We start from the raw sequence: 25,860 nt of genomic DNA on the forward strand, positions 1-25,860 counted from the left end.
GGGAGGGTCTGTCCATGCTTCAGCGGCGCTCCATCCTGCTCATCCCGTCGGCTCTGGCAACCACCCTGATCCTGGCCGGTTGCGGCACCGGGACCGATCTGGCGCAGCGCCCGCCGCCCGGCTATGTCGGCGACGTGGCGGCCCGCGTGGCGGCGGTGGATTGGGCGCAGGCCCGCCCCGTGACGGTCGAGCTGGCCGAATTCGCCTTCCAGCCCGAACATCTGGCCTTCGAGCAGGGGGTGCCCTACCGCCTGACGCTGGAGAATCGCGGGAACGTCGCACACACCTTCACCTCGGAAGGCTTCTTCAAGGCCATCGCGGTGCGGCGGGTCACCACCCCGCAGGGACCGGTCGACACGCCGGCCCTGGTCAATCTGGAGATCCCCGCCGGCCAGACCGACGTGGTGGAGTTTGTGCCCGTCCAGGCCGGCACTTACGCGCTGGCCTGCCACGAGCCGCTCCACAGCAGCTTCGGCATGACCGGGACGATCGCGGTTCGCTGACGGGCGTCCCCCGGCGGCCTTGCCAAGGCGAGCCTTCCCCTGCCATACGCTGTTGCCGGAGGAAACCTCAGGCAAGGCGCGATGAATCAGAACAGCCCGCAGCACCGGGACGTGCCGAACCGGAATGTGGTGGTGATCGGCGGCCCGACGGCGTCGGGCAAGTCGGGCATGGCGCTCGACATCGCGGAGGCGCTGGACGGCACCGTCATCAACGCCGACAGCATGCAGCTCTACGCCGAACTGGACGTGCTGACCGCCCGTCCGGGGGCGGAAGATCTGGCGCGCGTGCCGCACCGGCTTTACGGCACGCTTCCGGCGGCGGAGCGCGGGTCCGCCGCGCGCTGGCGCGACATGGCGCTGGCCGGGATCGCCGAAGCCCACGCCGCGGGGCGCCTGCCCATCGTGGTCGGCGGCACCGGCCTCTACCTGCGCACCCTCATGGAAGGGTTGAGCGCGGTTCCCGCCGTTCCCGACGAGGTCCGCAAGGCCGCCCACGTCCGCCTGCGGGAGCTCGGCGGCGCGGCGTTCCGGGAAGAGCTGGTCCGCCGCGACCCGGCCTCGGCCAAGCTGAATCCCGGCGACACCACCCGCCTGACCCGCGCCTGGGAGGTGCTGGAGGCCACCGGCCACCCGCTGTCCCACTGGCAGACCCAGCGCGCGGAGGGCGCGCCGGAGGGGCTGGCCTTTTCCGTGCTGGTGCTCGACCCGCCGCGCGACGCGCTCTACGCCCAATGCGACCGCCGGTTCCGCGTGATGATGGGGCAGGGGGCGCTGGAGGAGGTGCGGCGGTTGGACGCGCTCGGCCTCGATCCCGATCTGCCGGCGATGAAGGCGCTCGGCGTACCGGAACTGCGCGACCATCTGCGCGGCGCGCTGACGCTGGACGAAGCCATTGCCCTGGCTCAGCAATCCACACGCCGCTATGCGAAGCGGCAGGTCACATGGTTCCGCCACCAGCTCGCGGCCCGCCCGCCGGCCTCCGCTCTGCATGGCTGCCATACGATCAATTCGCTCTACTCAAGACCGCTTAGTGAAGCAATACTGACCTATCTTGAAACGACGTTGCGTCGTTGAGCCTCAGGAGGATTGAAAGTGACGGTCGATTGGGGAAATGTGTTCGCCGGCCGCGTCGGCGGCATGACGGCGTCGGAAATCCGGGAACTGCTGAAGCTGATCGACCGGCCCGAGATCATCTCGTTCGCCGGGGGCATTCCCGACCCCGACTTCTTCCCGACCGCGGCCATCGCCCGCGCCTATGAGAAGATCTTCCAGTCCAACACCGGGGCCGGCGGCGCGCTTCAGTACACCATCAGCGAGGGCTACACGCCGCTGCGCGAATGGATCTGCGCCTACATGGGCCGCCACGGCATCCAGGCCGGGCTGGACGAGGTGCTGGTGACCAGCGGGTCGCAGCAGGCGCTGGAGTTCGTGGGCAAGCTGCTGATCGGGCCGGGCGAAAAGATCCTGGTGACCCGCCCCACCTATCTCGGCGCGCTCCAGGCCTTCTCCCCCTACGAGCCGCAGTATCTCTCCGTCCCCGGCGACGAGGAGGGACCGGAGCTGGCCGCGGTGGAAGCGGCGCTGGAGCAGAAGCCGAAGTTCTTCTACCTCGTCCCCGATTTCCAGAACCCCAACGGCACCACCGTGTCGCGCGCCCGGCGCGAGGCTTTGCTGGACCTCTGCGCCAAGCACGGCGTGCCGATCGTCGAGGATGCGGCCTACACCGAGCTGCGCTACGACGGCGAGGCGATCCCGCCCATCGTGGCGCTGGACGCCGCCCGCAACGGCGGCAAGATCACCAACGTGATCTATTGCGGCTCCTTCTCCAAGACGATGGTGCCGGCCTTCCGCGTCGGCTGGATCAACGGCCCGGCGGAGGTGATCAACCGGCTGGTGCTGATGAAGCAGGCCGGCGACCTGCACACCAGCACCATCAACCAGATCGTGCTGCACGACGTGGTGTCGCAGAATTTCGACGCGCACATCCGCCGCCTGCGCGGAAGCTACAAGGAGCGCCGCGACGCCCTGCTCACCGCGCTGGCCGACTTCGCCCCGGCGGGGGTGACCTGGACCAAGCCGGAAGGCGGCATGTTCGTGTGGATCGAGCTGCCGGAGGGCACCGACGGAACGGACCTGCTGGCCCGCGCCATCAAGGAAGCCAACGTCGCTTTCGTCCCCGGCTCCGCCTTCCACGCCGACCGGTCGGGTAAGAACACGCTGCGCCTCAGCTTCTCCAACAACAACCCGGAGCGCATCCGCGAGGGCATCCGCCGCCTCTGCGGCCTGCTTCAGGCGGTCGCGGCGTAACCCTCCGCCGGCCCTTGCGCAACGGCCTGCCTCCGCACCCGCGGGGCAGGCCGTTCGCGTTTGCGGGCCGGCTTTGCGGGGAAGGCGGTCTTTCCAGCTTGCGAAATATTTGGAAAAACTGCGGCAAAAAATCTTTTCGATCATTCGCAAAATGGGTTGACCGGAGACCGGCGGATTGTCTAGTTTGCCGGTCCCGGCCTTCGCCTTTGGGGATAACCCCTTGTTTTCCCTGTTGGCCGCGCCGGGGTTTGAGAAGGAACAGGGCCGCCCGTGAAATGAGGGGCCCCCATTGGAAGGTCGTGAGCTATGCCCGAACAGAAGCTGACCGGCGCGCAGATCGTCATCAAGGCCCTGAAGGACCAGGGCGTCGACATCATCTTCGGTTATCCGGGCGGCGCGGTACTTCCGATCTACGACGCCATCTTCCAGCAGAACGACATCAAGCACATCCTCGTCCGGCATGAGCAGGCCGCCGTGCACGCCGCGGAGGGCTACGCCCGCTCCACCGGCAAGGTGGGCTGCGTGCTGGTGACCTCCGGCCCCGGCGCCACCAACGCCGTGACGGGCCTGCTGGACGCGCTGTGCGACAGCATTCCGCTGGTCTGCCTGTCGGGGCAGGTGCCGACCCACCTGATCGGCAACGACGCCTTCCAGGAGGCCGACACCACCGGCATCACCCGCCCCTGCACCAAGCACAATTACCTGGTGAAGGACGTCAACCAGCTCGCCCGCACCATGCACGAGGCTTTCTACGTGGCGCGCAGCGGCCGTCCCGGCCCGGTGCTGATCGACATCCCGAAGGACGTGCAGTTCGCCGACGGCACCTACATCCCGCCGACCGAGGTGAAGCACAAGACCTACCGCCCGCAGGTGAAGCCCGAGATCGCCCGCGTGGAGGAGGCAATCGAGCTGATCGCCAACGCCAAGCGCCCGATCTTCTACACCGGCGGCGGCGTGGTGAACGCCGGCCCCATCGCGGCGAAGCTGCTGACCCAGTTCGTGAAGCTGACCGGCTTCCCGATCACCTCCACCCTGATGGGGCTGGGCGCCTTCCCGGCGTCGGAGACGCAGTGGCTGGGCATGCTGGGCATGCACGGCACGTACGAGGCGAACCTCGCCATGTACAACTGCGACGTCATGATCAACATCGGCGCCCGTTTCGACGACCGCGTGACCGGCAAGCTGTCGGAGTTCGCTCCGGGCTCGAAGAAGATCCACGTCGACATCGACCCCAGCTCGATCAACAAGAACGTCGCGGTGGACATCCCCATCGTCGGTGACGCCGGGGCGGTGCTGGAGGACATGATCCGCATCTGGAAGGCCCGCCAGAAGCGCGCCGACCAGGCCGCCCTGAAGGAGTGGTGGGGCCAGATCGACGGCTGGCGCGCCCGCAACTGCCTGAATTACAACCGCACCGAGGCGGTCATCAAGCCGCAGTACGCGCTGGAGCGGCTGCGCGAGGCGCTGCGCGGCAAGAACCATTACGTGACGACCGAGGTCGGCCAGCACCAGATGTGGGCCGCCCAGTTCCTGCCCTTCGACGAGCCGAACCGCTGGATGACCTCCGGCGGCCTGGGCACCATGGGCTACGGCCTGCCGGCGGCCATCGGCGCGCAGCTCGCCCACCCCGACGCCATCGTGGTGGACGTGTCGGGCGAGGCGTCCTTCCTGATGAACATGCAGGAGATCGGCACGGCGGTGCAGTACCGCGCCCCCGTCAAGATCTTCATCCTGAACAACAAGTACATGGGCATGGTGCGCCAGTGGCAGGAGCTGCTGCACGGCTCCCGCTACTCCAACAGCTATTCGGAGGCCCTGCCGGACTTCGTGAAGCTGGCGGAATCCTGGGGCTGCGTCGGCCTGCGCGCCACCACCGTGGCCGAGGTGGACGAGGTCATCGAGAAGATGCTGGCCGTCACCGACCGCCCCTGCATCGTGGACATCGCCGTCGATCCGAAGGAGAACTGCTTCCCGATGATCCCCGGCGGCAAGGCCCACAACGAAATCCTGTTCGGTCCGGAGGACAGCCCGTCCGACGCCACGCCGGAAGACGGCATGGTGCTGGTCTGATCGCGGCGACCAAGACGAACGGTTGAAGGCCCTCTGGCGGAGTACGGATCGTGGAAGACAAGATCGAAAAGCACACCATCGCCGTGCTGGTGGACAATGAGCCGGGCGTGCTGGCGCGCGTCATCGGCCTGTTCTCGGGCCGCGGCTACAACATCGAAAGCCTGACGGTGGCGGAGGTGAACAACGCCGACCACCTGTCGCGCATCACGCTCGTCACCTCCGGCACCCGCATGGTGGTGGAGCAGATCAAGGCCCAGCTCGACCGCCTCGTCCCGGTGCACAAGGTGCACGATTTGACGGACGAGGGGCCGTCGGTGGAGCGCGAACTGGCGCTGGTGAAGGTCGCCGGCACCGGTGACCGCCGCATCGAGGCGCTGCGTCTGGCCGACATCTTCAAGGCGAAGGTGGTGGACGCCACCCTGACCTCCTTCGTGTTCGAACTGACCGGCACGACGGCGGAGGTGGACGACTTCGTCGGGCTGATGGCCCAGCTCGGCCTCGTCGAGGCCAGCCGCACCGGCGTCGTCGCCATGTCCAAGGGCGCTGCCGGGTTCTAAAGCGAACTTCCGTTCGCTTTAGACTCATATCGCCTCATTCGCCGGCGGGTTTCGGTCGCTTGGGCGACCGGGACCGCCGTCGCGGTCCAAAGCGGATCGCAATCCGCTTTAAGGGCTGGCTCGCGGAGCCGCCCGTTCTCGGATAGGATGAACGGGCGGTTGCGCGCCAGGAGTCGGTCATGAAGATGCTCTCCATCGAAGAAGCCCGGGATCAGCTCGCCAAGCTCGTCGAAGAGGCGCAGCGCGGCGAGGAGATCGTCCTGACGGAGAACGGGACGGCGGTGGCCCGTCTGGTGCCGCACGCCGCCGCGGCCGATGGACGCCGCGCCGCCGCCGATGCCCTGCGCCGCAGGATGCGCGAAGGGTTCGACCTCGGTGGCCGGGACTGGAGCCGTGAGGACCTGCACGGGCACCGATGATCACCTTCGATACGAACGTGCTGTTCTATGCGCTCGACCGGCGCAGCCCGGAAAAGCAGGCCGTGGCGCAGGATCTCATCGGACGTGCGCTCGACCGGCCCGGAACGGTCGTGCTGTCCATGCAGGTGTTGGGGGAGCTTTACTTTTCATTGACGCGCAAGAAGGTGGTGTCCCGCGAGGACGCCCTCCGGACGGTGCGTCTGCACATGGACGTCTTTGACCTCATCCCCGGCACCAGGGCCGGCTTCGCCAAGGCTCTGGATGCCGTGAGGGACCACGACCTGCCGCTTTGGGACGCGGTGTTGTGGGCGGATGTCGATGCGTTCGGGTGCCGTCTGCTGCTGACTGAGGATTTCCAGGATGGACGGGTTCTGGGTGGCGTAAGGATCCTGAACCCATTCAACCCTGACAATCGCGTTCCGCTTGACGCGGCCCTTCCGCCGGTGGAGTAATTCCGCTGCGCAAAACTCGCACCACCAGATCGAAAAATCCAAGGAAGATCACCATGCGCGTCTATTATGATCGTGATGCCGACGTGAACCTGATCAAGGGGAAGAAGGTCGTCATCGTCGGCTACGGCAGCCAGGGCCACGCCCACGCCAACAACCTGCGTGACAGCGGTGTGAAGGACGTGCGCATCGCCCTCCGCCCGGGCTCGGCCACCATCAAGAAGGCCGAGGCCGCCGGCTTCACGGTCATGGCTCCGGGCGAGGCCGCCGCCTGGGCCGACGTGGTGATGATCCTCACCCCGGACGAGCTGCAGGCCGACCTGTACCGCGACGATCTCGCCAAGAACCTGAAGGAAGGCGCCGCTCTGGCCTTCGCGCACGGCCTGAACGTGCACTTCAACCTGATCGAGCCGCGCGCCGACCTCGACGTGTTCATGATCGCGCCGAAGGGCCCGGGCCATACCGTCCGCGGCGAGTACCAGCGCGGCGGCGGCGTGCCCTGCCTCGTGGCCGTTCATCAGAACGCCTCGGGCAACGCTCTGGACATCGCCCTGTCCTACGCCTCGGCCATCGGCGGCGGCCGCGCCGGCATCATCGAGACCACCTTCAAGGAAGAGTGCGAGACCGACCTGTTCGGCGAGCAGGCCGTGCTCTGCGGCGGCCTGACCGAGCTGATCAAGGCCGGCTACGAGACGCTGACCGAGGCCGGCTACGCCCCGGAGATGGCCTATTTCGAGTGCCTGCACGAGGTGAAGCTGATCGTCGACCTCATGTATGAGGGCGGCATGGCCAACATGCGCTACTCGATCTCCAACACCGCCGAGTATGGCGACTACAAGACCGGCCCGCGCATCATCACGCCGGAGACCAAGGCCGAGATGAAGCGTGTTCTGGAGGACATCCAGACGGGCCGCTTCGTCCGCGACTGGATGCTGGAGTGCAAGGCCGGCCAGCCGTCCTTCAAGGCGACCCGCCGCCGCAACGCCGAGCATTCGATCGAGCAGGTCGGCGAGAAGCTGCGCGCCATGATGCCCTGGATCGCCGAGCGCCGTCTGGTGGACAAGTCCAAGAACTGATCGGTTCCTGGATCGGGAATGGAAAAGCGCGCCGCGAGGCGCGCTTTTTCGTTTTGGGAGGGACGCGCCGCCGTCGCTTGCCCCCCTCCCGACCTTCCCCCGCTGCGCAGGGGGAGGAGTCCGACTCCCTCCCCTGCGTCAGCTCTCGCGCAAACCAAAGGTTTGCGCTGACGCGGCAGGCGGACCGAAGGTGCGCCGAGAGCGGGGGAGGGTCAGGGTGGGGGCAAAACCTCCACATCCCTATGTCGTCACACATCCCCCCGCGACCGGTCGGCCTTCGGACGCTCGTCCAGCAACGGCCGTCCGGTGTGCACGAAATGCACCACCTCCGCGATGTTGGTCGCGTGGTCGCCGATGCGCTCCAGGCTCTTGGCGATGAACAGAAGGTGCATGTGGGCGGTGAACATCTCCGGCAGGCGGGCCGCCGACTGGTTGATGCTGTCGCACAGGCTGGTGTACAGCGCGTCCACCTCGTCGTCGGTGCGCCAGACGCGCAGCGCCAGTTCGACGTCGCCGTCCACATAGGCGTCCACCGCCGTGGTCAGGCGCTGGCGCACCAGACGGCCCAGGTTGGGCAGGGTGCTCATCGCCGGGGATTCGGGGAACTCGGCCACGGCGACGGCCCGGCGTGCGGTGTTGGCGGCGTGGTCGCCCACGCGCTCCAGATTGCCGGCGATCTTCAGGGCGGCGATCACCTCGCGCAGGTCGTCGGCCACCGGCTGGCGCAGCACCAGCATGCGCATGCAGTTCGCCTCGATCTCATGCTCGTAGCTGTCCAGGCGCGCGTCGGACTCCACGATGGCGCGGGCCTGCTCCGGGTTGCGCTGGGTCAGGCAGGTCAGCGCGCCGTCGAGCTGGGTTTCCGCGGCACCCGCCATCTGCACGATGCTGGCCTTCAGCCGCTTCATGGCGTCTTCGAACGCGGTGACGATGTGCGGGGCGGAGTGCTTCATGCGGGCGGGCCTTATCGATGCGGAGACACTTCCCGGCTCCGGAGGCGGGGACGGCCGGGAACGTTACAGTCTCGTGGCTCCGCAGGCCAGCCCTCTTCCCGCGGGCCGATCCGGCGGATGCGGCATGGGATAAGGTTGATTTCGCATCTGCGAAATGGCAAGAGTCCGGCGCTCCTACCCCTTATGACCAAGCACGGACGCCGACCGTCATGATCGAACGCCGCTTCGAACAGATCATCTTCGCCAGCCGCTGGCTGCTCGCGCCCTTCTACCTGGGGCTCGTCGTGTCGCTCGTGCTCCTGCTGGCGAAGTTCGTGCAGGAAATCTTCCACATCGTCCCGCATGTGCTGGAGATGCAGGAAAAGGACGTGCTTCTGGCGGTGCTGACGCTGATCGACCTGTCGCTGGCCGGCAACCTGCTGCTGATGGTGATCTTTTCGGGATACGAGAACTTCGTGTCCAAGATCGACGTGGCCGACCACGAGGACCGTCCGGACTGGATGGGCAAGGTCGACTTCGGCGGGCTGAAGCTGAAACTGATCGCCTCCATCGTGGCGATCTCCGGCATCCATCTGCTGAAGAGCTTCATGAACATCGACAACAGCAGCAAGGAAAACCTGATGTGGATGGTCATCGTCCACATGACCTTCGTGGTGTCGGGCGTCCTGCTGGCCCTGATGGACCGGCTGGAGGGGGGGCATCACGGGGCGCACGGCAAGGCCGCGGTGGCGGAGAAAACCGGCGGGCATTGAGGCCGCCGGGAGGGCCGCCGGAGCGGTTTCAAAGCGGACACAAAGCCGTTGCGGCGGGTTGGGAATCAGCCTAAGGATACCCCCGGCGCGAGCGGGGCGGTTGGCCGGACGCCGGAGGTTTCCGCCTTCCGTTGACGGAAAATTAACCCTGACGCGGCAGTGTGGCGGGCACCGGAGGACGGCGTTCCGCCAGCACTTCGGGGTCTGGGAAATCAGCCGGGACCGGCCTTGCGTCAAGGTCCGCCTCCCATCGAACAGAGCGCCGGTCCGGCGCCGGCGTCCGCCCCACGGGCGCCGGGAACAGGGTCCGGCAAGGCGTGCCGGTTGCACTCTCCGCTTGAGCGCGAAGGGGCATTCGTCTATGGAACCGTTGGCGGGCGTGGCCCTCCGCACCGGAGCGGGCACATCGCCGGCAAGGCCGTCTCAACCGCATTGAAGAGTTAGTCGGGTCCATGCTTTCCAAACTCCTCGGCGTGCTTTCCGCCGACATGGCGATCGATTTGGGGACGGCCAACACCCTGGTCTATGTCAAGGGCCGCGGCATCGTTCTGAACGAACCCTCCGTGGTGGCCATCGCCAACGTCCGCGGCAAGAAGCAGGTGCTTGCCGTCGGCGACGAGGCGAAGATGATGCTGGGCCGCACGCCCGGCAACATCCAGGCCATCCGGCCCCTTCGCGACGGCGTCATCGCCGACTTCGAAGTCGCCGAGGAGATGATCAAGCACTTCATCCGCAAGGTGCACAACCGGCGCAGCTTCGCTAGCCCGCAGGTCATCATCTGCGTGCCGTCGGGCTCCACCGCCGTGGAGCGCCGCGCGATCCAGGAATCGGCGGAGGCCGCCGGCGCGCGCCGCGTCTTCCTGATCGAGGAGCCCATGGCCGCCGCGATCGGCGCCGGGCTTCCGGTGACGGAGCCGACCGGCTCCATGGTCGTGGACATCGGCGGCGGCACCACCGAGGTGGCCGTGCTGTCGCTGGGCGGCATCGTCTATTCCCGTTCCGTCCGCGTGGGCGGCGACAAGATGGACGAGGCCATCATCGGCTACATCCGCCGCACCCACAACCTGCTGGTCGGCGAAGGCTCGGCGGAGCGGATCAAGAAGGAAATCGGGTCGGCCTGCCCGCCGGAAGACGGCGAGGGCCGCATCCTGGAGATCAAGGGCCGCGACCTGATGAACGGCGTGCCCAAGGAACTCATCATCTCCGAGCGGCAGATCGCCGAGTCCCTGGCGGAACCGGTGTCGGCCATCGTCGAGGCGGTGAAGGTCGCGCTGGAGCACACGGCGCCGGAACTGGCCGCGGACATCGTGGACAAGGGCATCGTGCTGACCGGCGGCGGCGCGCTCCTGGGCAACCTGGACTTCGTCCTGCGCCACGCCACCGGCCTGCCGGTGTCCATCGCGGACGACCCGCTGTCCTGCGTCGCGCTGGGCACCGGGCGGGCGCTGGAGGAGATGAAGACGCTGCGAAACGTCTTGGTCAGCGCCTACTGATTGGTGTATTGCTCGGTTGGGTTCCCCCGGCGGTTCGTCCGTTCGCCGGCGTAGCCGGGGGCGGATCGCGTACCTGGACGGGATGATCCTGTGAAGCCTCGCAATTCCGGCTCCGTCGTGCGCCTTGCCGCCCCTCTGCGGGCGCTTGCCCAGCGCTTCTCGTTTCTTCTGCTGGTGCTTGCCTCCGTCGCTCTGATGATGGTGGGCAAGATCGACGCGCTGTCGGTGGACAGCGCCCGCGCCCGCGTGACCGACGCCTTTGCCCCCATCCTGGACGCGATCTCGCGCCCCGCCGCCACCGCCGCCCATGTGGTGGAGTCGGTGGTGCAGGTGCAGAACGCTTTCGAGGAAAACCAGCGGCTGAAGGCGGAGAACGCGCGGCTGCTCCAGTGGAAGCAGGCGGCGCTGCGGTTGGAGGCGGAGAATCTCAGCCTCCGCTCCCTGCTGAAGGCGACCCCCGAACCGTCCTCCTCCTTCATCACCGCGCGGGTCATCGCCGCGCCGGGCAGTTCCTTCCTGCGCACGCTGGTGGTGACCGCCGGGCGCCGCGACGGCGTGCGCAAGGGGCAGGCGGCCATCGCCGGCAGCGGGCTGGTCGGCCGGGTGATCGAGGTCGGGGAATGGTCGGCCCGCATCCTTCTGCTGACCGACATCAACACCCGCATTCCCGTGGTTCTGGAGCGCTCGCGCCAGCGGGCGGTGATGGCGGGCGACAATTCCGACCAGACCCGGCTCCTCTACCTGCCGCCGGAAGCGCCGGTCCAGGTGGGGGAGCGGGTGGTGACGTCCGGTCACGGCGGGCAGTTTCCGCCGGGCCTGCCGGTGGGCGTGGTGTCCTCGGCGAGTGAGCGTGGCGTCCGGGTGCAGCCGAACGTCGATCTGTCGCGGGTCGAGCACCTGCAACTGGTCGAGTTCGCCCTGCCGGGAAGCGAAGCGGAACCGTCGTCCGAGCCGAAATGACGCTGACCCTCTGGCAGCGGCTGGACAAGACGGGGCGGAATCTGGCGCCCTTCGCGGTGACGGTGATGCTGGCGCTGGCCGGGATGATACCGGTGCCGCTGCCCGGCTATGCGTCGGTGGCACCTTTCCTGACCGCCATCGCCGTCTATTATTGGGCGATCCACCGGCCCGACCTGATGGGGCCGGGCACCGCCTTCCTGATCGGGCTGCTTCAGGATCTGCTGACCGGCGGGCCGCTGGGGGTGAACGCGCTGGTGCTGGTGCTGGTCCACTGGGCGGTGTCCAGCCAGCGGCGCGTCCTGGTGTCCAGCACCTTCGCCCTGATGTGGTTCGGCTTCGCGCTGGTCATGATGGGCGTGGCCTGCATCCAGTGGCTGGCCTTCACGGTGCTTCAGGCGGCGGTTCTGCCGTTCAAGCCGGCGCTGTTCCAGGCGCTGCTGACCATGGCGTTCTTCCCGGCGGTCGCCTGGATGCTGATCCGCGTCCATCGCGCCTTTCTGCAGGGATGACGGGGGCCTTGGATGATCTGGCAAGGGAGATGAGTGGCCTTTGACTGCGATGGACCGCGACACCGACCGCTACCGCCTGCTGACCCGCCGCGCCGCCGTGCTGGGCGGGCTGAAGCTCGCCGGGCTGTCCGCGCTGGTCGGGCGGCTCTACTACCTGCAGGTGGTCGAGTCGGCGCGCTACACCATGCTGGCGGAGGAGAACCGCATCAGCCTGCGGCTGGTCGCCCCGTCGCGCGGCACCATCGTGGACCGCTTCGGCGCGCCGCTGGCGATGAACCAGCAGAATTACCGCGTCGTCGTGGTGTCGGAGCGCACGCGCAACATCCAGGACACGCTGGACAAGATCTCCAAGATCGTTCCGCTGACGGACAGCGACCGCCGCCGCGTGATGCGCGAACTGCACCGCAAGCGCCGCTTCGTCCCGGTCACCGTCCGCGAGAACCTGACCTGGGAGCAGGTCGCCACCATCGAGATGAACACGCCGGACCTGCCGGGCGTCGCCATCGAGGTGGGCGAAATCCGCCATTACCCGGAGGCGGAGGCGACCGCTCACATCCTGGGCTATGTCGGTGCCGTGTCGGAGGCGGAGCTGAACGGCGATCCCGTGCTGTCGCTGCCGGGCTTCCGCATCGGCAAGGCCGGGATGGAGAAGTACCACGAGAAGGCGCTGCGCGGCACCGCGGGCACCAGCCAGCTCGAAGTCAACGCGGTCGGGCGCGTCATCCGCGAGCTGTCGCGCGACGAGGGGCAGCCGGGGCGGGAGGTCCAGCTCACCATCGACATCGGCCTCCAGAAGTTCGTGCAGCAGCGGCTGGCGCAGGAGGTCAGCGCCGCCGCCGTGGTGATGGACGTCCACACCGGCGGCATCTACGCCCTGTGCTCCCACCCCAGCTACGACCCCAACCAGTTCACCATGGGCATCAGCGCCGAGCTGTGGGAGGAGCTGCTGTCCAACCAGGCGACGCCGCTGAACAACAAGGCGGTGGCCGGGCAGTACCCGCCGGGCTCCACCTTCAAGCCGGTGGTGGCGCTGGCGGCCTTGGAATCGGGGCTGATCAGCCGCAACCACACGGTCTTCTGCCCGGGTCACATGGACCTGGGCGACCACCGCTTCCATTGCTGGAAGAAGGGCGGGCACGGCACGGTGGACGTGGTCGGCGCGCTGCGCCATTCCTGTGACGTGTGGTTCTACGACGTGTCGCGGCGCATCGGCATCGACCGCATCGCCGAGATGTCCCACCGCTTCGACATGGGGCAGTTGACCGGGCTGGACCTGCCGCACGAGCGGCCCGGCCTGATCCCGTCCATCGACTGGAAGAAGGGTGCCCTGGGCAAGCCCTGGGCGCAGGGCGAGACGCTGATCGCGGCCATCGGGCAGGGCTACGTGCTGTCCACCCCGATGCAGCTCGTCGCCATGACGGCGCGGCTGGCCAACGGCGGCTTCGCGGTGAAACCCCACCTGACCAAGCAGATCAAGGCGCTGTCGGGGGAGCAGACCAGTTGGCCGCCGATCGGGGTGAAGAAGGAAAATCTGGACCTCGTCCTGCGCGGCCTCTACGAGGTGACCAACGCGCCGAACGGCACCGCCTACAAGTCCCGCATCACCGAACCGGGCTTTGAAATGGCCGGCAAGACCGGTTCCGCCCAGGTCCGCCGCATCACCATGGCGGAGCGCAGCACCGGCGTGAAGAAGAACGAGGATCTGCCCTGGCGGGAGCGCGACCACGCGCTGTTCATCTCCTACGCGCCGGTCAGCTCCCCGCGATACGCCTGCGCGGTGTTCGTGGAGCACGGCGGCGGCGGCTCCACCGCGGCGGCGCCCATTGCGCGCGACATCCTGCTGGAATGCCAGAAACGCGACCCGGGCCGCGCCGCCGTTGCGGAAAGCGCCCCGCCGCCCCCGCCGCCGGGCGGCACCCGGGGCTGAGGGGCGGGCTGAGGGCCGGGCTCCGAGGGGGGGCCGGAGCGCGCGGTTGCTCTACGCCGCACGCACCTCGGCCAGGAACTGGTCCACTTCCCGCTTCAGGCTGGAGGCGCGATCGGCCAACTGGTCGGCCGCATTCTTCACGCTGTGGGTGGCGGTGCTGGTTTCCGTTTCGGCCTTCTGGATGCCGACGACGTTGCTGGACACCTCCGCCGTGCCGTTGGCGGCCTGCTGGGCGTTGCGGCTGATCTCCCCCGTCGCGGCGCTCTGCTGCTCGACGGACGCGGCCATTTCCGCGGTGGAGCGGTCGATGTCCTCGACCTGGGTGATGATGGCGCGCATGGCGTCCACCGTCCGGCCCGAGGCGCTCTTCACCGCGGCGATCTGGCTGCCGATCTGCTCCGTCATCGCGTGGGTCTGGTTGGCGAGGTTCTTTACCTCCTGCGCCACCACGGCGAAGCCCTTGCCGGCCTCACCCGCGCGGGCGGCCTCGATGGTGGCGTTCAGCGCCAGCAGGTTGGTCTGCGAGGCGACGGAGTTGATGGCCGCGACGATCTGGTCCACCTGCTCGATGGCGCCGGCCAGGGAGTCGAGCTGGCTCTGCGCCAGGTTGGCCCCTTCCGCCGCGGCCTTGGAGCGGGCGGCGGCGCGGGACACGCGCTCGGCCAGCTCATGGATGGAGGCGGACATCTCTTCCGACGCCGCGGCGACGGTCTGCACGTTGGCGCTGGCCTCCTCCGACGCGCCGGCCACGGCGCCGCACTGGGCGCTGACCTCCTCGACGGCGGCGGAGAGCTGGGCGGCGGTGGCCTGAAGCTCCGCCGCGGCGCCGCCGACGCCGTTCACGATGACGCCCACCCGCGATTCGAAGCGGCCCGCGAGGTCGAGCATCGCCGCGCGCTTCTCCGCCTGGGACCGGGCCGCGGCCTCCTTGGCCTCGCGCTCCATCTCGCGGTTGCGGACCAGGTTGTCCTTGAACACCGCCGCGGTGGCGGCGATCTGGCCGACCTCGTCCCTGCGGTCGGCGCCGTAGACGTCCGTTTCCAGCCGGCCGTCGGCCAGACCGCGCAGGCAGGCGACGATGGTTTCCACCGGCCGGACGATGCCGAAGCGGGACACCAGCCAGCCCATCAGCAGCCCCGCCAGGATGCCGGCGGCGGCGGCGGTGACGAGTTGGGCCGACCGCCGCTCCGCCAGCAGCGTGGCGTCCTTGGACAGCCGCGACGCCTTGTCGTCGGTGTAGGTGGTGTAGGCGACGGCCAGTTCCTGCAGCTTGCGCGCGGCGGCGTTGCTCTTCTCCACGGAGGCGAGGATTTCGCGCTGCACCCCTGCTGTGGCGCCCGTCCCGTTCCGGCGGACCACCGACAGCGTGTCCTCAAGCTCCCGCTGGTAGATGACCAGCACGGTGTCGAACTCGCCCAGCAGGCGACTCTGCTCCGCGTCGGCGGTGTTCTTCACATTGGCCAGATAGGAGGCCAGCGCGTCGCGGCTCTTCGCGATGGAGGGGAGAACCTGTTCGAGGTCGGCGGGGTTGGCGGCCAGCCGGTACTCGTCGCGGACCAACTCGACCACGATCCGGTTGATCCGGGCGCCGAGCTTCATCTCTTCCCCCGCCACCTTGATCTCGTCGGTGGCGTGGTTCAGCGCGTTGAGGCTGGAAATCGACGTGGCGGTGATGCCCGCGCAGATCGCCGCCAGCAGAACGATGATGGACTGGATCTTGGTGGAGATCTTAAGGTTGCAAAGTTTCATGGGACCATCTCGCCATGATGGAGGCCCGGACGCGAAGCTCGGGCTGGGGCCGGCTAGCAGCGGCATGTCTGGATCATGAGCTGTACAACGTTTGCAGCCACCGTGCTTTGATGCGTGTCAAATTCCCTTTCGAAAGTGGTGCCCGGCCCTTCCCCGAACGAAGGGTTTCAGGAACCGCGGGCCGATGAGTCCTGTTTCCGGGAAGCGAAAACTCCCGGGTGGACAGAGATGGCGGGCGGGCTGACCAATTGGCTTGTGGATGTGATGCACACGATGAATTACGTGGGCATCTTCCTGCTCCTGGTCCTGGCGCGGGTGGTTCCGCCGGTCCCGGCGGAGTCGGTCATACCATTGGCCGGCATCGCGGCGGCGCAGGGCGAATACAACCTGTTCGGGGTCGCCCTGGCCGGCGGGCTGGGGTCGCTGGCCGGACAGCTGGTGTGGTTTCTGCCCAGCCGCCTGATGGGCCGCGAGCGGCTGGAAGCCTTCCTGAAGCGCTACGGCCACTGGCTGACGATCCACCCCGGGAAGGTCCGGCGAAGCACGGATTGGTTCGGCCGTCATGGCGGGATCGCCGTGTTCCTGACGCAGCCGGTGCCGGGGGTGCGGACGCTGATCTCGATCCCCGCCGGGGCCTGCCGGATGTCGATCCCGCTCTACTGTCTCTATTCCGGAGCCGGGTCGATCCTGTGGACGCTGCTGCTCGCCTGGACCGGCTACATGCTCTCCCGCTGGCCCTTCGCGCACAGCATGGTGGGCTATTTCACCGTGGGGCTTCTGGTGGTCCTGGTGGGGTTGTACCTGTACCGGCTGGCCAGCCATTTCCACGGCATCCGCCGCGCACAGAAGTCGGGCGGCGGCCCGGCGGCGGATGCGCCGCTCAGCCCGTGAATTCGGCCCGTGAATTCGGACCGTGAACTCAGCTCATGGCCCAGCCGGCCATGCCCGTGAAGGCCATGCCGAGCGCCCAGACGCCGAAGCAGGCCAGCGCGACCCCCGTGCAGTGGTTCAACCGGGTCAGTCCCTTGTCCGAAATGCGGTGGCGCACGGCGGCGACCCCCATGGACAGGGCAAGCCACCACAGCGACGCGCCGGTGAAGACACCGGCCACCAGGGTGGAGGCGTCCACCCGCCCCAGGTTCCCGCCCAGCCCGAAGCCGGCGAAGATGGCGATGAAGGCCATGATGGTCGCCGGGTTGGTCAGTGTGAGCGACAGGCCGGTCATGAAGCCGCCCAGGAAGGACGGGGTGTCGGGGGCGCTGGCGGCCTCGCGCTCCTCGTCCTCCGGATTCTGGCGGAAGGTGCGGATGGCGACCACGATCAGGAAGATGCCGCCGACGAGCTGGAAGGCGATCTCGTGCCCCTGAAGGAAGTCCAGCGCCGCGGACACGCCGAAGGCGGCGATGGCGCCGTAGATGGTGTCGGCCACGGCGGCGCCGAAACCGGTGAAGAAGCCCATCAGCGGCCCGTGCTGAAGCGTGCGGCGGATGCAGAGCAGGCCGATGGGGCCGACGGGGGCGGCTATGGCGATCCCGAGGACGATGCCTTGCAGAAGCACCACCAGACCATGCACGCCGACCACCTCTTCCGATGTGTGAAACGTCCCGACCGGACGGCTGGCGGGCGTGATAGCGGCCCACCGTCCTTCCGTCAACCGGTGTTCCCCCTGTCGCGTGGCGGGACGAGTGGTTATTCTGCCATCCATGACCCGCCATGCGGGCGATCCGGAACGGGGGGAAGCGGAACGATGTCGATGAAGCGGATACTGGCGGTCCTGGTCCTGTCGCTGACGGCGGGCACCGCGCTGGCGGCGGACGAGTTCCTGCCGGCGGTGGTGTTCGACCAGGGCGGCAAGTTCGACAAGTCCTTCAACGAGGCGGCCTACAACGGGGCGGAGCGTTTCAAGAAGGAGACCGGGATCGCCTACCGCGAGTTCGAGGTCACCAGCGAGGGCCAGCGCGAGCAGGCGCTGCGCAACATGGCGCGGCGCGGCGCCACCGTCATCACGGCGGTCGGCTTCTCCCAGTCCGCCGCGGTGGACAAGGTGTCGCGGGAATATCCCAACACGAAATTCTGCCTGATCGACGACAAGCTGGACCTGCCCAACGTGCAGTCCGTGACCTTCAAGGAGCATGAGGGCTCCTTCCTCGTCGGCATGCTGGCGGCGCTGGCCTCGCGGACCGGGAAGGTCGGCTTCGTCGGCGGCATGGACATCCCGCTGATCCGCAACTTCCAGACCGGTTACGAGCAGGGCGTGCGCCATGTGAAGGCGGATGGCGAGGTCTTCACGAACATGACCGGGACCACCCCCGCCGCCTGGAACGATCCCACCCGCGGGGCGGAACTGGCCAAGAGCCAGTTCGGGCGCGGCGCCGACGTGGTCTTCGCGGCGGCGGGGGCGACCGGCCTCGGCGTGCTCCAGGCCGCGGCGGACGCCGGAAGGCTGGGCGTCGGGGTGGACAGCAACCAGAACTGGATCCATCCGGGCAAGATCCTGACCTCCATGGTCAAGCGGGTGGACGTGACCGTCTACGACTGCATGAAGACCGCCAAGGACGGCAGTTGGGCGCCCGGCCACCGCGTCGTCGGACTGAAGGAGGAAGGCGTGGGCTACGCGCTGGACGAGAACAACCGGAGGCTCGTCACGGCGGAGATGGAGAAGGCCGTCGAGGACGCCAAGCGGAAGATCATCGCGGGGGAACTGGTGGTGAAGGCTTATCAGCCGTGATCTGAGTTTCTGCGTCGCCGACCGTTGCCCCCTCCCTAACCCTCCCCCGCTCTCGGCGGACCAAAGTCCGCCTGCCGCGTCAGCGCAAACCGAAGGTTTGCGCGAGAGCTACGCGGGGGAGGGAAGGGGCCCGCGGCGCAGCCGTGGGAAGGGTGGGGGCAAGGGCCTCGCCATAAAGAAAACCCCCATGCCTGAATCGCCCCAAACCCCGCCCGCCCTGGAAACCCGCAACGTCAACAAGTGGTTCGGCGCCAACCATGCCAACCGCGACGTGTCGCTGGCCGTGCCGAAGGGCACCATCCACGGTGTGGTCGGGGAGAACGGCGCCGGCAAATCGACGATCATGAGCATCGTCTACGGCTATCTGCCCGCCGATAGCGGCGCGATCCTGGTGGATGGCCGCCCGGTCGCGGTGCGCAGCCCGCGCGACGCGCTGGCCGCCGGGATCGGCATGGTCCACCAGCATTTCATGCTCGTCGATCCCTTCACGGTGCTGGAGAACGTGCTGCTGGGAGCGGAGGGCGGCGTCACCCTGGCTGCCGGCATGGCGCGGGCGCGGGCGGAACTGGCACGGCTCGCCCGCGACTACGGGCTGGAGGTTGACCTCGACCGCCCGGTCGGAGACCTGCCGGTCGGGGCGCAGCAGCGGGTGGAGATCCTGAAGGCGCTCTACCGAGGGGCCGAGATCCTGATCCTGGACGAGCCGACCGGCGTCCTGACCCCGCAGGAGGCCGACCATCTCTTCCGCATCCTCCGCGCGCTGCGGGAGCAGGGGAAGACGATCGTCATCATCACCCACAAGCTGCGCGAGATCATGGAGCTGACCGACAACGTGACGGTCATGCGCCGCGGGCAGGTGGTGGCGAACCTCGCCACCGCCGGCACCAGCCGCGAGGAACTGGCCGAACTGATGGTCGGGCGCAAGGTGCTGCTGCGGGTGGAGAAGGCGCCCGCCCGCCCCGGCGCGCCGGTGCTGGAGGCGGCGGGCCTGTGCGTGCGCGACGGCGCGGGGGTGGAGCGGGTGAAGGGCGTCGGCCTGACCGTGCGCGCCGGGGAGATCGTCGGCATCGCCGGCGTGTCCGGCAACGGCCAGTCGGAACTGCTGGAGGCGCTGGCCGGCATGCGCCCGCTGGCCGGCGGCTCCGTCCGCCTGCGCGGGGAGGAACTGGCGGACCGGCCCGCCCGCTTCACCGCGCGGGGGCTGCGCGCGCTCGGCGTCGGCCATGTGCCGGAGGACCGGCAGAGGGTCGGCCTCGTCACCGGCTTCGAGGCGCAGGAATGCGCGATCCTCGGCCATCAGGGCGATCCGGCCTTCAACGGGCGGTTCCTGATGGACCGCAGCGCCCTGTTCGACCGCTGTGCCGCGGAGATGGACGCCTACGACATCCGCCCGCGCGACCCGCGTCTCCCCGCCGCCAACTTCTCCGGCGGCAACCAGCAGAAGATCGTGCTGGCCCGTGAGATCGAGCGGAACCCCGACCTCCTGCTGGTCGGCCAGCCCACCCGCGGCGTGGACATCGGCGCCATCGAGTTCATCCACCGGCGTCTGGTGGCGCTGCGCGACCAGGGCAAGGCGATTCTGCTGGTTTCGGTGGAACTGGACGAGATCCGCGCCCTGTCCGACCGCATCCTGGTCATGTTCGACGGCCGTCTGGTGGGAGAGCTTGGGCCGGAGGAGGCGGACGAGCGGCGCCTCGGCCTGATGATGGCGGGGGTTGTGGACGCCGCGTAAGGCGATCCCCGAACGCTCCCGCTTGCGCTGGGCCGTGGGGCGGGGCACCTTCCATGGCTCGAGCCGTTGCACGAGCACGTTGAAGCCCTTGTCGATCAAGGGGCCGGCTTGTGAACGGGCATGACCACGGATGGGGCCGGGATGGCGCAGGAGGCGGCGCAGGGTGTGGCACAGGATGTGGTGGGCCGGGGGTTCGGCAGGCCGGGGGACGTGCCCGGCTGGGTCGGCTACGCGCTTCTGCCGCTGCTGAACCTGCTGGCCGCCCTTGTCCTGTCCGGGCTGGTCATCCTGGTGATCGGGGAAAACCCCCTGGCCGTTCTGACCCTGCTGGTGACGGAGGCGGTCGGCTATCCGGAGGCCGTCGGCTACACCCTCTACTACACCACCGGCTACATCTTCACCGGTCTGGCGGTCGCCATCGCCTTCCATTGCGGGCTGTTCAACATCGGCGGGGAGGGGCAGGCCTATCTTGGCGGGCTGGGGGCCGGGCTGGTCGGGCTGGCGCTGACCGGCTGGCCCTGGCCGGTGGCGGCGCTGGCCGCGGTGGCCCTGTCGGGGCTGTTCGGGGCGGTGTGGGCGGCGATTCCCGGCTGGCTCCAGGCCAAACGCGGCAGCCACATCGTCATCACGACGATCATGTTCAACTTCATCGCCGCCTCGGTCATGACCTACCTGCTGGTGGACGTGCTGATCCGTCCCGGATCGCAGTCGCCGGAAACGCGGGAGTTCGATCCGGGAGTCTGGCTGCCGACCATGGACAGGGCTCTGGGCTGGTTCGGCGTCGCCATCCCGGCCTCGCCGCTGAACCTGTCGTTCCTGTGGGCGCTGGCCTGCTGCGCGCTGTTTTACCTGTTCCTGTGGCGCACCCGCTGGGGCTACGAGATCCGCACGGTCGGGCGGAACGAGCGGGCGGCGGTCTATGCCGGCATCTCGCCGTCGCGGAACATCATCCTCGCCATGGCGATTTCGGGGGCACTGGCCGGCTTCGTCGGGGTGAACGAGATCATGGGGGTGCAACACCGCATTCTGCTGAACTTCACCGGCGGGGTGGGTTTCGTCGGCATCGCCGTGGCGCTGATGGGGCGCAACCACCCGGTGGGGATCGTCCTGGCGGCGCTGCTGTTCGGCGTGCTGGCGCAGGGGGGAGGGCAGGTGTCCTTCGAATATCCCACCGTGAACCGGGAGCTGGTGATGGTCATCCAGGGACTCGTCATCCTGTTCGCCGGGGCGCTGGAGAATCTGTTCAAGCCGCAGGTGGAGGCGCTGTTCCGGCGCCGCCGTGGCGGGCCGCAGGCCGAAGGGAGGGCGTGAGCGATGGAGCACGCCTTTCTGGTCGCCCTCCTGCTGACCGACGCCACCGTCCGCGTGGCGACGCCGCTGGTGCTGGCCGCCTTCGCGGCGCTCTACAGCGAGCGGGCGGGGGTGGTGGACATCGGGCTGGAGGGCAAGATGCTGGCTGGCGCCTTCTTCGCCGCCGCCGTCGCGTCCTCCACCGGCAACCCCTGGCTGGGGCTGCTCGCCGCCGTCGCGGCCTCGGTCGGGCTGGCGCTGGTCCATGGGTTCGCCTGCATCACCCACAAGGGCAACCAGGTGGTGTCGGGCATGGCGGTCAACATCCTGGTTGCCGGTCTGGCCCCAACGCTGGCCTATGCGTGGTTCCGCCAGGGCGGCCAGACCCCGCTGCTGCCGGGGGAGGCGCGCCTGCCGCAGATCCATCTGCCGGGGGTGGAGGCGCTGGCCGGCATCCCCGTGCTCGGCCCCGTGCTCGGCCCCGTCTACCGGGAGTTGATCGACGACGCCAACGTGCTGGTCTGGCTGACGGTCCTGCTGGTGGTGGCGACCCATTGGGTGTTCACCCGCTCCCGCTTCGGGCTGCGGCTGCGGGCGGTGGGGGAGAACCCCGCGGCGGTGGACACGGCGGGCCTGTCGGTCACCCGGCTGCGCTATCAGGCGGTCGTCGTCACCGGCGTGCTGACCGGCATCGCGGGCGCCTATCTGTCCACCGCGCACGGCGCCGGCTTCGTGCGGGACATGACGGCGGGCAAGGGCTATCTTGCGCTGGCCGCGCTGATCTTCGGAAAGTGGCGGCCCTGGCCGACGCTGTTTGCCTGCCTGCTGTTCGCCTCCACCGACGCGGTGCAGGTGCGCTTGCAGGGCGTGCCGCTGCCGGTGGTCGGCGTCATCCCGGTGCAGTTCATCCAAATGCTGCCCTATGTGCTGACGGTGCTTCTGCTCGCCGGTTTCGTCGGGCGGGCCGTGGCGCCCAGGGCCGGCGGCATCCCCTATGTGAAGGAGCGGTGATGAGCGACCCGCAAGCCCCCCTGGACGCCCCTCTGGACGCCCCCCTGGATGCCCTCGTCGCCGCCGCCGGCGTCGCCATGGCGAAGGCGTACGCGCCCTATTCGCGCTTTCCGGTGGGGGCGGCGATCCTGGGCGGGTCGGGACGCATCCACGCCGGGGCGAATGTGGAGAACGCCGCCTACCCGCAGGGCCAGTGCGCCGAGGCGTCGGCCATCGGGGCGATGGTCCTGGCCGGGGACCGGCACATCCGCGCGGTCGTGGTGATGGGCGGCCAGCCCGGCGACGGGCGGCTCTGCACCCCCTGCGGCGGCTGCCGCCAGCGCCTGCGCGAATTCGCCAAACCCGACACGCCGATTCACGTCTGTGGACCGGACGGGCTTCGCCGCACGTTTACGTTGGAGGAACTGCTGCCGCACTCCTTCGGCCCCGACAATCTCGATTTCTGAGGACACAGACCGCCATGACTGCCGCACGCGCCGCCGCGGAAATCCTGCACCGGGTTCCCGGTTTCCGCCCGAGGGTGGGAATCGTGCTCGGCTCCGGTCTGGGCGGGGTCGCCGACCGGATCGAGGGGGCGACCGCCATGCCCTACGGCGACCTGCCCGGCTTCCCGCTGCCCAGCGTGGAGGGGCACATGGGCCGGCTGGTGCTCGGTCATCTGGGCGGCCAGCCCGTCGCCTGCATGCAGGGGCGCGTCCACGCCTATGAGGGCAACGGGTTCGACGCGCTGAAGACGGCGATCCGCGCGCTGAAGCTGGCCGGCTGCGACACGCTGGTGCTGACCTGCGCCGCCGGATCGCTGCGGGTGGAGGTCGGGCCGGGGCGGCTGATGGCGATCTCCGACCACATCAACCTGCTGGGCGCCAACCCGCTGACCGGCCCCAACGAGGACAGCTTCGGCCCGCGCTTTCCCAGCATGACCGACGCCTGGGACCCGGCCCTGCGCGCCCTGATGCGGCGCAAGGCGCTGGAGCGGAACATCGATCTGGCCGAGGGCGTGTACGCCGCCTGTTCCGGCCCCTCCTTCGAGACGCCGGCGGAGGTCCGGATGTTGAAGATCCTGGGGGCGGACGCGGTCGGCATGTCCACGGTCCCGGAATGCATCGTCGCGCGGCATTGCGGCCTGCGGGTCGCGGGATGCGCGGTCATCACCAACCTGGGGGTGGGACTTGGCGACGGGCCGGTGGACCACGACCAGACCCTGCGCGCCGCCTCGGCCGCCGCCACCGAACTGGAGCGGCTGCTGACCGGTTTTCTGGGCGGGCTGAACGAAGAAGGACGCCGGTCATGAAACTTCCCGCCGACTTGCAACGGGCGCTCGACACCGCCGCTGCCGCCAAGGCCGACGTCAAGGGGGCGGGCCGGGCCATCGGTCTGCTCGACCTGACCAGCCTGAACGACGACGACACCGACCAGACGGTGGAGGCGCTGTGCAAGCGCGCCGTGACGCCCGCCGGGAAGGTCGCCGCGGTGTGCATCTGGCCGCGCTTCGTGAAGACGGCGCGCAAGGCGCTGAAGGGCTCCGGCGTGCGGATCGCCACGGTCGTCAACTTCCCCACGGGGGAGGCCGACGCGGCGGCGGTGGCGGCGGAGACCAAGGCCGCGATCAAGGACGGCGCGCACGAGATCGACATGGTGCTTCCCCACCGCGCCTTCATCGACGGCGCCCGCACCCAGCCGATGAACGTCGTCCGCGCCTGCCGCGAGGCTTGCGGGGCCGAGGTGACGATGAAGGTGATCCTGGAGTCCGGCTGCTTCCCCGACCCGGATCTGCTGGCCTGGGCGGCCCGCGACGCCATCGCCGCCGGGGCCGACTTCCTGAAGACCTCGACCGGCAAGGTGCAGCCCGCGGCGACGCTGGAGGCGGCGGCGCTGCTGCTGCACGTCATCCATGAATCGGGCAAGCCGGTGGGCTTCAAGGCGGCGGGCGGCATCCGCGACGCGGACGGCGCGGCGGCTTATCTGGCGCTCGCCACCGCCATCCAGGGGAAGGGCTGGGCCAAGCCGGAAACCTTCCGCTTCGGCGCGTCGGGGCTGCTGGACTCGCTCCTCGCCGTCGCCGGTCATGGAGGCAACGGGGGCGGCAAGGGAGGCGGGGCGGTTGCCCAGCCCGCCGCCGCCGGCTATTGATCCGGGCGACAGGCTCGACCACCGGACGGACGCAGGGATGCTTCCCCAGGAACTGATTCGCAAGAAGCGCGACGGCGCACGCCTCGACGCGGCGGAGATCGGCGCCTTCGTGCGCGGCATCACCGACGGCTCCGTCACCGAGGGGCAGGCGGCAGCCTTCGCCATGGCCGTCTTCTTCCGCGGCATGACACTGGAGGAGCGGGTGGCCCTGACGCTGGCCATGCGGGATTCCGGAACGGTGATGCGATGGGACCATCTGGACCTGCCCGGCCCGGTGGTGGACAAGCATTCGACCGGCGGCGTCGGCGACAAGGTCAGCCTGATCCTCGCCCCGGCGCTGGCCGCCTGCGGAGGCTTCGTGCCGATGGTGTCGGGCCGCGGCCTGGGCCACACCGGCGGCACGCTGGACAAGTTCGAGAGCATCCCCGGCTACCGCGCCAAGCCCGACCGGGCGACGCTGGAGCGGGTGGTGAAGGAGGCCGGCTGCGCGGTCATCGGCGCCACCGACGACATCGCCCCGGCCGACCGGCGGCTCTACGCCATCCGCGACGTGACGGCGACGGTGGAGACCATCGACCTGCTGACCTCCTCCATCCTGTCGAAGAAGCTGGCGGCGGGGCTGGACGCGCTGGTGATGGACGTGAAGTTCGGCTCCGGCGCCTTCCTGCCCGACTACGGCAAGGCGCGGGAACTGGCGGACAGCCTCGTCACCGTGGCGGAGGGCGCCGGGCTGCCCACCGTCGCCCTGCTGACCGACATGAACGAGGTGCTGGGCCGGACCGCTGGCAACGCGCTGGAGATGCGGGAGTGCATCGACATCCTGCGCGGCGGCAAGGCCGAGACGCGGCTCTACGAGGTCACCGCGGCGCAGGCCGCCGAACTGCTGGTCCTGGCCGGGCTGGCGCCCGACGTCGCCGCGGGCCGCGCCCGTTTCGACGAGGCGATGGCGAGCGGGCAGGCCGCCGAGCGCTTCGCCCGCATGGTCCACGCGCTGGGCGGTCCGGCGGATCTGCTGGACGCACCCGACCGTCATCTGGATGCCGCCCCCGTCGTGCGCCCCGTCTTCGCGGAGCGCGCGGGCGTGGTGGCGGCCATCGACGTGCGGGCCGTCGGCATCGCCGTGGTGGCGCTGGGCGGCGGGCGCACCAAGACGACCGACCCCATCGACTTCGCGGTCGGGCTGGCCGACGTCGCCGGGCTGGGGGCCGCGGTGGGGCCTGCCGAACGCCCGCTCGCCGTCGTCCA

At 69.0% G+C, this 25,860-nt stretch carries 25 protein-coding genes; 22 read left to right on the top strand and 3 right to left on the bottom strand.

Annotated features, from left to right (window positions below; all coding sequences use genetic code 11):
- Window positions 1-14: 14 nt before the first annotated feature.
- The 8 genes from QSG27_RS08140 (at window position 15) to ilvC (ending at window position 7,381) form a co-directional block, all read left to right on the top strand.
- Window positions 15-503: a cupredoxin domain-containing protein gene (locus QSG27_RS08140; RefSeq protein WP_306704975.1), complete on the top strand. Its 489-nt coding sequence runs from the start codon at window positions 15-17 to the stop codon at window positions 501-503.
- A gap of 81 nt (window positions 504-584) precedes the next feature.
- Window positions 585-1,577, top strand: coding sequence for a tRNA (adenosine(37)-N6)-dimethylallyltransferase MiaA (gene miaA, locus QSG27_RS08145; RefSeq protein ID WP_306704977.1), 993 nt, complete (start codon window positions 585-587; stop codon window positions 1,575-1,577).
- An 18-nt stretch (window positions 1,578-1,595) separates the two neighbouring features.
- Window positions 1,596-2,810, top strand: coding sequence for an aminotransferase-like domain-containing protein (locus QSG27_RS08150; protein WP_306704979.1), 1,215 nt, complete (start codon window positions 1,596-1,598; stop codon window positions 2,808-2,810).
- A gap of 306 nt (window positions 2,811-3,116) precedes the next feature.
- On the top strand, window positions 3,117-4,880 hold the full coding sequence (locus tag QSG27_RS08155) for an acetolactate synthase 3 large subunit (RefSeq protein ID WP_306704981.1): 1,764 nt from the start codon (window positions 3,117-3,119) through the stop codon (window positions 4,878-4,880).
- A gap of 50 nt (window positions 4,881-4,930) precedes the next feature.
- Window positions 4,931-5,437, top strand: coding sequence for an acetolactate synthase small subunit (ilvN, locus tag QSG27_RS08160; protein WP_306704983.1), 507 nt, complete (start codon window positions 4,931-4,933; stop codon window positions 5,435-5,437).
- A 179-nt stretch (window positions 5,438-5,616) separates the two neighbouring features.
- Window positions 5,617-5,856, top strand: coding sequence for a type II toxin-antitoxin system Phd/YefM family antitoxin (locus QSG27_RS08165; RefSeq protein WP_306704984.1), 240 nt, complete (start codon window positions 5,617-5,619; stop codon window positions 5,854-5,856).
- Entirely contained in the window at window positions 5,853-6,308 is a 456-nt protein-coding gene (locus tag QSG27_RS08170; RefSeq protein ID WP_306704985.1) for a PIN domain-containing protein, read from the top strand. Before QSG27_RS08165 ends, QSG27_RS08170 begins: the two co-directional genes overlap by 4 nt.
- 53 nt (window positions 6,309-6,361) lie before the next feature.
- Complete coding sequence (ilvC, locus tag QSG27_RS08175) at window positions 6,362-7,381, top strand: ketol-acid reductoisomerase (protein WP_306704986.1); 1,020 nt, start codon at window positions 6,362-6,364, stop codon at window positions 7,379-7,381.
- A gap of 248 nt (window positions 7,382-7,629) precedes the next feature.
- On the opposite strand, the gene phoU is transcribed toward ilvC, so the two are convergent.
- Window positions 7,630-8,334, bottom strand: coding sequence for a phosphate signaling complex protein PhoU (gene phoU, locus QSG27_RS08180; protein ID WP_306704987.1), 705 nt, complete (start codon window positions 8,332-8,334; stop codon window positions 7,630-7,632).
- Between the two features lie 209 nt (window positions 8,335-8,543).
- Between phoU and QSG27_RS08185 the strand changes: the two genes are divergently transcribed.
- From QSG27_RS08185 to mrdA, 5 genes are all read left to right on the top strand, one after another.
- Complete coding sequence (locus QSG27_RS08185; RefSeq protein ID WP_306704988.1) at window positions 8,544-9,086, top strand: TIGR00645 family protein; 543 nt, start codon at window positions 8,544-8,546, stop codon at window positions 9,084-9,086.
- 452 nt (window positions 9,087-9,538) lie between these two features.
- Window positions 9,539-10,579 (top strand): rod shape-determining protein, encoded by a 1,041-nt coding sequence (locus QSG27_RS08190; RefSeq protein WP_014240000.1) that lies wholly within the window; start codon window positions 9,539-9,541, stop codon window positions 10,577-10,579.
- Window positions 10,580-10,669: 90 nt separating this feature from the next.
- Window positions 10,670-11,539, top strand: a complete 870-nt coding sequence (gene mreC / locus QSG27_RS08195) for a rod shape-determining protein MreC (protein WP_306704992.1) — start codon at window positions 10,670-10,672, stop codon at window positions 11,537-11,539.
- The gene (gene mreD, locus QSG27_RS08200) at window positions 11,536-12,048 is read left to right on the top strand and encodes a rod shape-determining protein MreD (RefSeq protein WP_306704994.1); all 513 of its coding nucleotides are present in this window, start codon (window positions 11,536-11,538) and stop codon (window positions 12,046-12,048) included. Before mreC ends, mreD begins: the two co-directional genes overlap by 4 nt.
- 49 nt (window positions 12,049-12,097) lie before the next feature.
- Window positions 12,098-13,975 (top strand): penicillin-binding protein 2, encoded by a 1,878-nt coding sequence (gene mrdA / locus QSG27_RS08205; protein ID WP_306705017.1) that lies wholly within the window; start codon window positions 12,098-12,100, stop codon window positions 13,973-13,975.
- A gap of 51 nt (window positions 13,976-14,026) precedes the next feature.
- On the opposite strand, the gene QSG27_RS08210 is transcribed toward mrdA, so the two are convergent.
- Window positions 14,027-15,724: a methyl-accepting chemotaxis protein gene (locus QSG27_RS08210; protein WP_306704996.1), complete on the bottom strand. Its 1,698-nt coding sequence runs from the start codon at window positions 15,722-15,724 to the stop codon at window positions 14,027-14,029.
- Between the two features lie 264 nt (window positions 15,725-15,988).
- Here QSG27_RS08210 and QSG27_RS08215 point away from each other — a divergent pair, with 264 nt between their 5' ends.
- Entirely contained in the window at window positions 15,989-16,615 is a 627-nt protein-coding gene (locus tag QSG27_RS08215) for a DedA family protein (protein ID WP_306704998.1), read from the top strand.
- A gap of 28 nt (window positions 16,616-16,643) precedes the next feature.
- On the opposite strand, the gene QSG27_RS08220 is transcribed toward QSG27_RS08215, so the two are convergent.
- On the bottom strand, window positions 16,644-17,306 hold the full coding sequence (locus QSG27_RS08220) for a LysE family translocator (protein ID WP_306705000.1): 663 nt from the start codon (window positions 17,304-17,306) through the stop codon (window positions 16,644-16,646).
- A gap of 171 nt (window positions 17,307-17,477) precedes the next feature.
- Between QSG27_RS08220 and QSG27_RS08225 the strand changes: the two genes are divergently transcribed.
- The 8 genes from QSG27_RS08225 to deoA form a co-directional block, all read left to right on the top strand.
- Window positions 17,478-18,452 (top strand): BMP family lipoprotein, encoded by a 975-nt coding sequence (locus tag QSG27_RS08225; protein WP_306705002.1) that lies wholly within the window; start codon window positions 17,478-17,480, stop codon window positions 18,450-18,452.
- Between the two features lie 187 nt (window positions 18,453-18,639).
- The gene (locus QSG27_RS08230) at window positions 18,640-20,184 is read left to right on the top strand and encodes an ABC transporter ATP-binding protein (RefSeq protein ID WP_306705004.1); all 1,545 of its coding nucleotides are present in this window, start codon (window positions 18,640-18,642) and stop codon (window positions 20,182-20,184) included.
- Between the two features lie 141 nt (window positions 20,185-20,325).
- Window positions 20,326-21,495, top strand: coding sequence for an ABC transporter permease (locus QSG27_RS08235; RefSeq protein ID WP_306705019.1), 1,170 nt, complete (start codon window positions 20,326-20,328; stop codon window positions 21,493-21,495).
- A 3-nt stretch (window positions 21,496-21,498) separates the two neighbouring features.
- Window positions 21,499-22,485, top strand: a complete 987-nt coding sequence (locus QSG27_RS08240) for an ABC transporter permease (RefSeq protein ID WP_306705006.1) — start codon at window positions 21,499-21,501, stop codon at window positions 22,483-22,485.
- Complete coding sequence (gene cdd / locus QSG27_RS08245) at window positions 22,485-22,931, top strand: cytidine deaminase (RefSeq protein WP_306705008.1); 447 nt, start codon at window positions 22,485-22,487, stop codon at window positions 22,929-22,931. Before QSG27_RS08240 ends, cdd begins: the two co-directional genes overlap by 1 nt.
- 14 nt (window positions 22,932-22,945) lie before the next feature.
- Window positions 22,946-23,776 (top strand): purine-nucleoside phosphorylase, encoded by an 831-nt coding sequence (locus QSG27_RS08250; protein WP_306705010.1) that lies wholly within the window; start codon window positions 22,946-22,948, stop codon window positions 23,774-23,776.
- On the top strand, window positions 23,773-24,615 hold the full coding sequence (gene deoC / locus QSG27_RS08255; protein ID WP_306705012.1) for a deoxyribose-phosphate aldolase: 843 nt from the start codon (window positions 23,773-23,775) through the stop codon (window positions 24,613-24,615). The genes QSG27_RS08250 and deoC overlap by 4 nt, the downstream gene beginning before the upstream one ends.
- 37 nt (window positions 24,616-24,652) lie before the next feature.
- The coding region (gene deoA / locus QSG27_RS08260) for a thymidine phosphorylase (protein WP_306705014.1) at window positions 24,653-25,860 on the top strand (1,208 nt) is incomplete at its 3' end.

The sequence above is a fragment of the Azospirillum isscasi genome (assembly GCF_030849505.1).
GTDB classification, from domain to species: Bacteria; Pseudomonadota; Alphaproteobacteria; order Azospirillales; family Azospirillaceae; genus Azospirillum; species Azospirillum isscasi.

Excerpts from the sequence above, each read along its gene's own strand:
- QSG27_RS08140 (WP_306704975.1), top strand. The coding sequence starts at position 15 with ATGCTTCAGCGGCGCTCCATCCTGCTCATCCCGTCGGCTCTGGCAACC.
- miaA (WP_306704977.1), top strand. The coding sequence starts at position 585 with ATGAATCAGAACAGCCCGCAGCACCGGGACGTGCCGAACCGGAATGTG.
- QSG27_RS08155 (WP_306704981.1), top strand. The coding sequence starts at position 3,117 with ATGCCCGAACAGAAGCTGACCGGCGCGCAGATCGTCATCAAGGCCCTG.
- QSG27_RS08165 (WP_306704984.1), top strand. The coding sequence starts at position 5,617 with ATGAAGATGCTCTCCATCGAAGAAGCCCGGGATCAGCTCGCCAAGCTC.
- QSG27_RS08170 (WP_306704985.1), top strand. The coding sequence starts at position 5,853 with ATGATCACCTTCGATACGAACGTGCTGTTCTATGCGCTCGACCGGCGC.
- ilvC (WP_306704986.1), top strand. The coding sequence starts at position 6,362 with ATGCGCGTCTATTATGATCGTGATGCCGACGTGAACCTGATCAAGGGG.
- phoU (WP_306704987.1), bottom strand. The coding sequence starts at position 8,334 with ATGAAGCACTCCGCCCCGCACATCGTCACCGCGTTCGAAGACGCCATG.
- QSG27_RS08185 (WP_306704988.1), top strand. The coding sequence starts at position 8,544 with ATGATCGAACGCCGCTTCGAACAGATCATCTTCGCCAGCCGCTGGCTG.
- QSG27_RS08190 (WP_014240000.1), top strand. The coding sequence starts at position 9,539 with ATGCTTTCCAAACTCCTCGGCGTGCTTTCCGCCGACATGGCGATCGAT.
- mreD (WP_306704994.1), top strand. The coding sequence starts at position 11,536 with ATGACGCTGACCCTCTGGCAGCGGCTGGACAAGACGGGGCGGAATCTG.
- mrdA (WP_306705017.1), top strand. The coding sequence starts at position 12,098 with ATGGACCGCGACACCGACCGCTACCGCCTGCTGACCCGCCGCGCCGCC.
- QSG27_RS08210 (WP_306704996.1), bottom strand. The coding sequence starts at position 15,724 with ATGAAACTTTGCAACCTTAAGATCTCCACCAAGATCCAGTCCATCATC.
- QSG27_RS08215 (WP_306704998.1), top strand. The coding sequence starts at position 15,989 with ATGCACACGATGAATTACGTGGGCATCTTCCTGCTCCTGGTCCTGGCG.
- QSG27_RS08225 (WP_306705002.1), top strand. The coding sequence starts at position 17,478 with ATGAAGCGGATACTGGCGGTCCTGGTCCTGTCGCTGACGGCGGGCACC.
- QSG27_RS08230 (WP_306705004.1), top strand. The coding sequence starts at position 18,640 with ATGCCTGAATCGCCCCAAACCCCGCCCGCCCTGGAAACCCGCAACGTC.
- QSG27_RS08235 (WP_306705019.1), top strand. The coding sequence starts at position 20,326 with ATGGCGCAGGAGGCGGCGCAGGGTGTGGCACAGGATGTGGTGGGCCGG.
- QSG27_RS08240 (WP_306705006.1), top strand. The coding sequence starts at position 21,499 with ATGGAGCACGCCTTTCTGGTCGCCCTCCTGCTGACCGACGCCACCGTC.
- cdd (WP_306705008.1), top strand. The coding sequence starts at position 22,485 with ATGAGCGACCCGCAAGCCCCCCTGGACGCCCCTCTGGACGCCCCCCTG.
- QSG27_RS08250 (WP_306705010.1), top strand. The coding sequence starts at position 22,946 with ATGACTGCCGCACGCGCCGCCGCGGAAATCCTGCACCGGGTTCCCGGT.
- deoC (WP_306705012.1), top strand. The coding sequence starts at position 23,773 with ATGAAACTTCCCGCCGACTTGCAACGGGCGCTCGACACCGCCGCTGCC.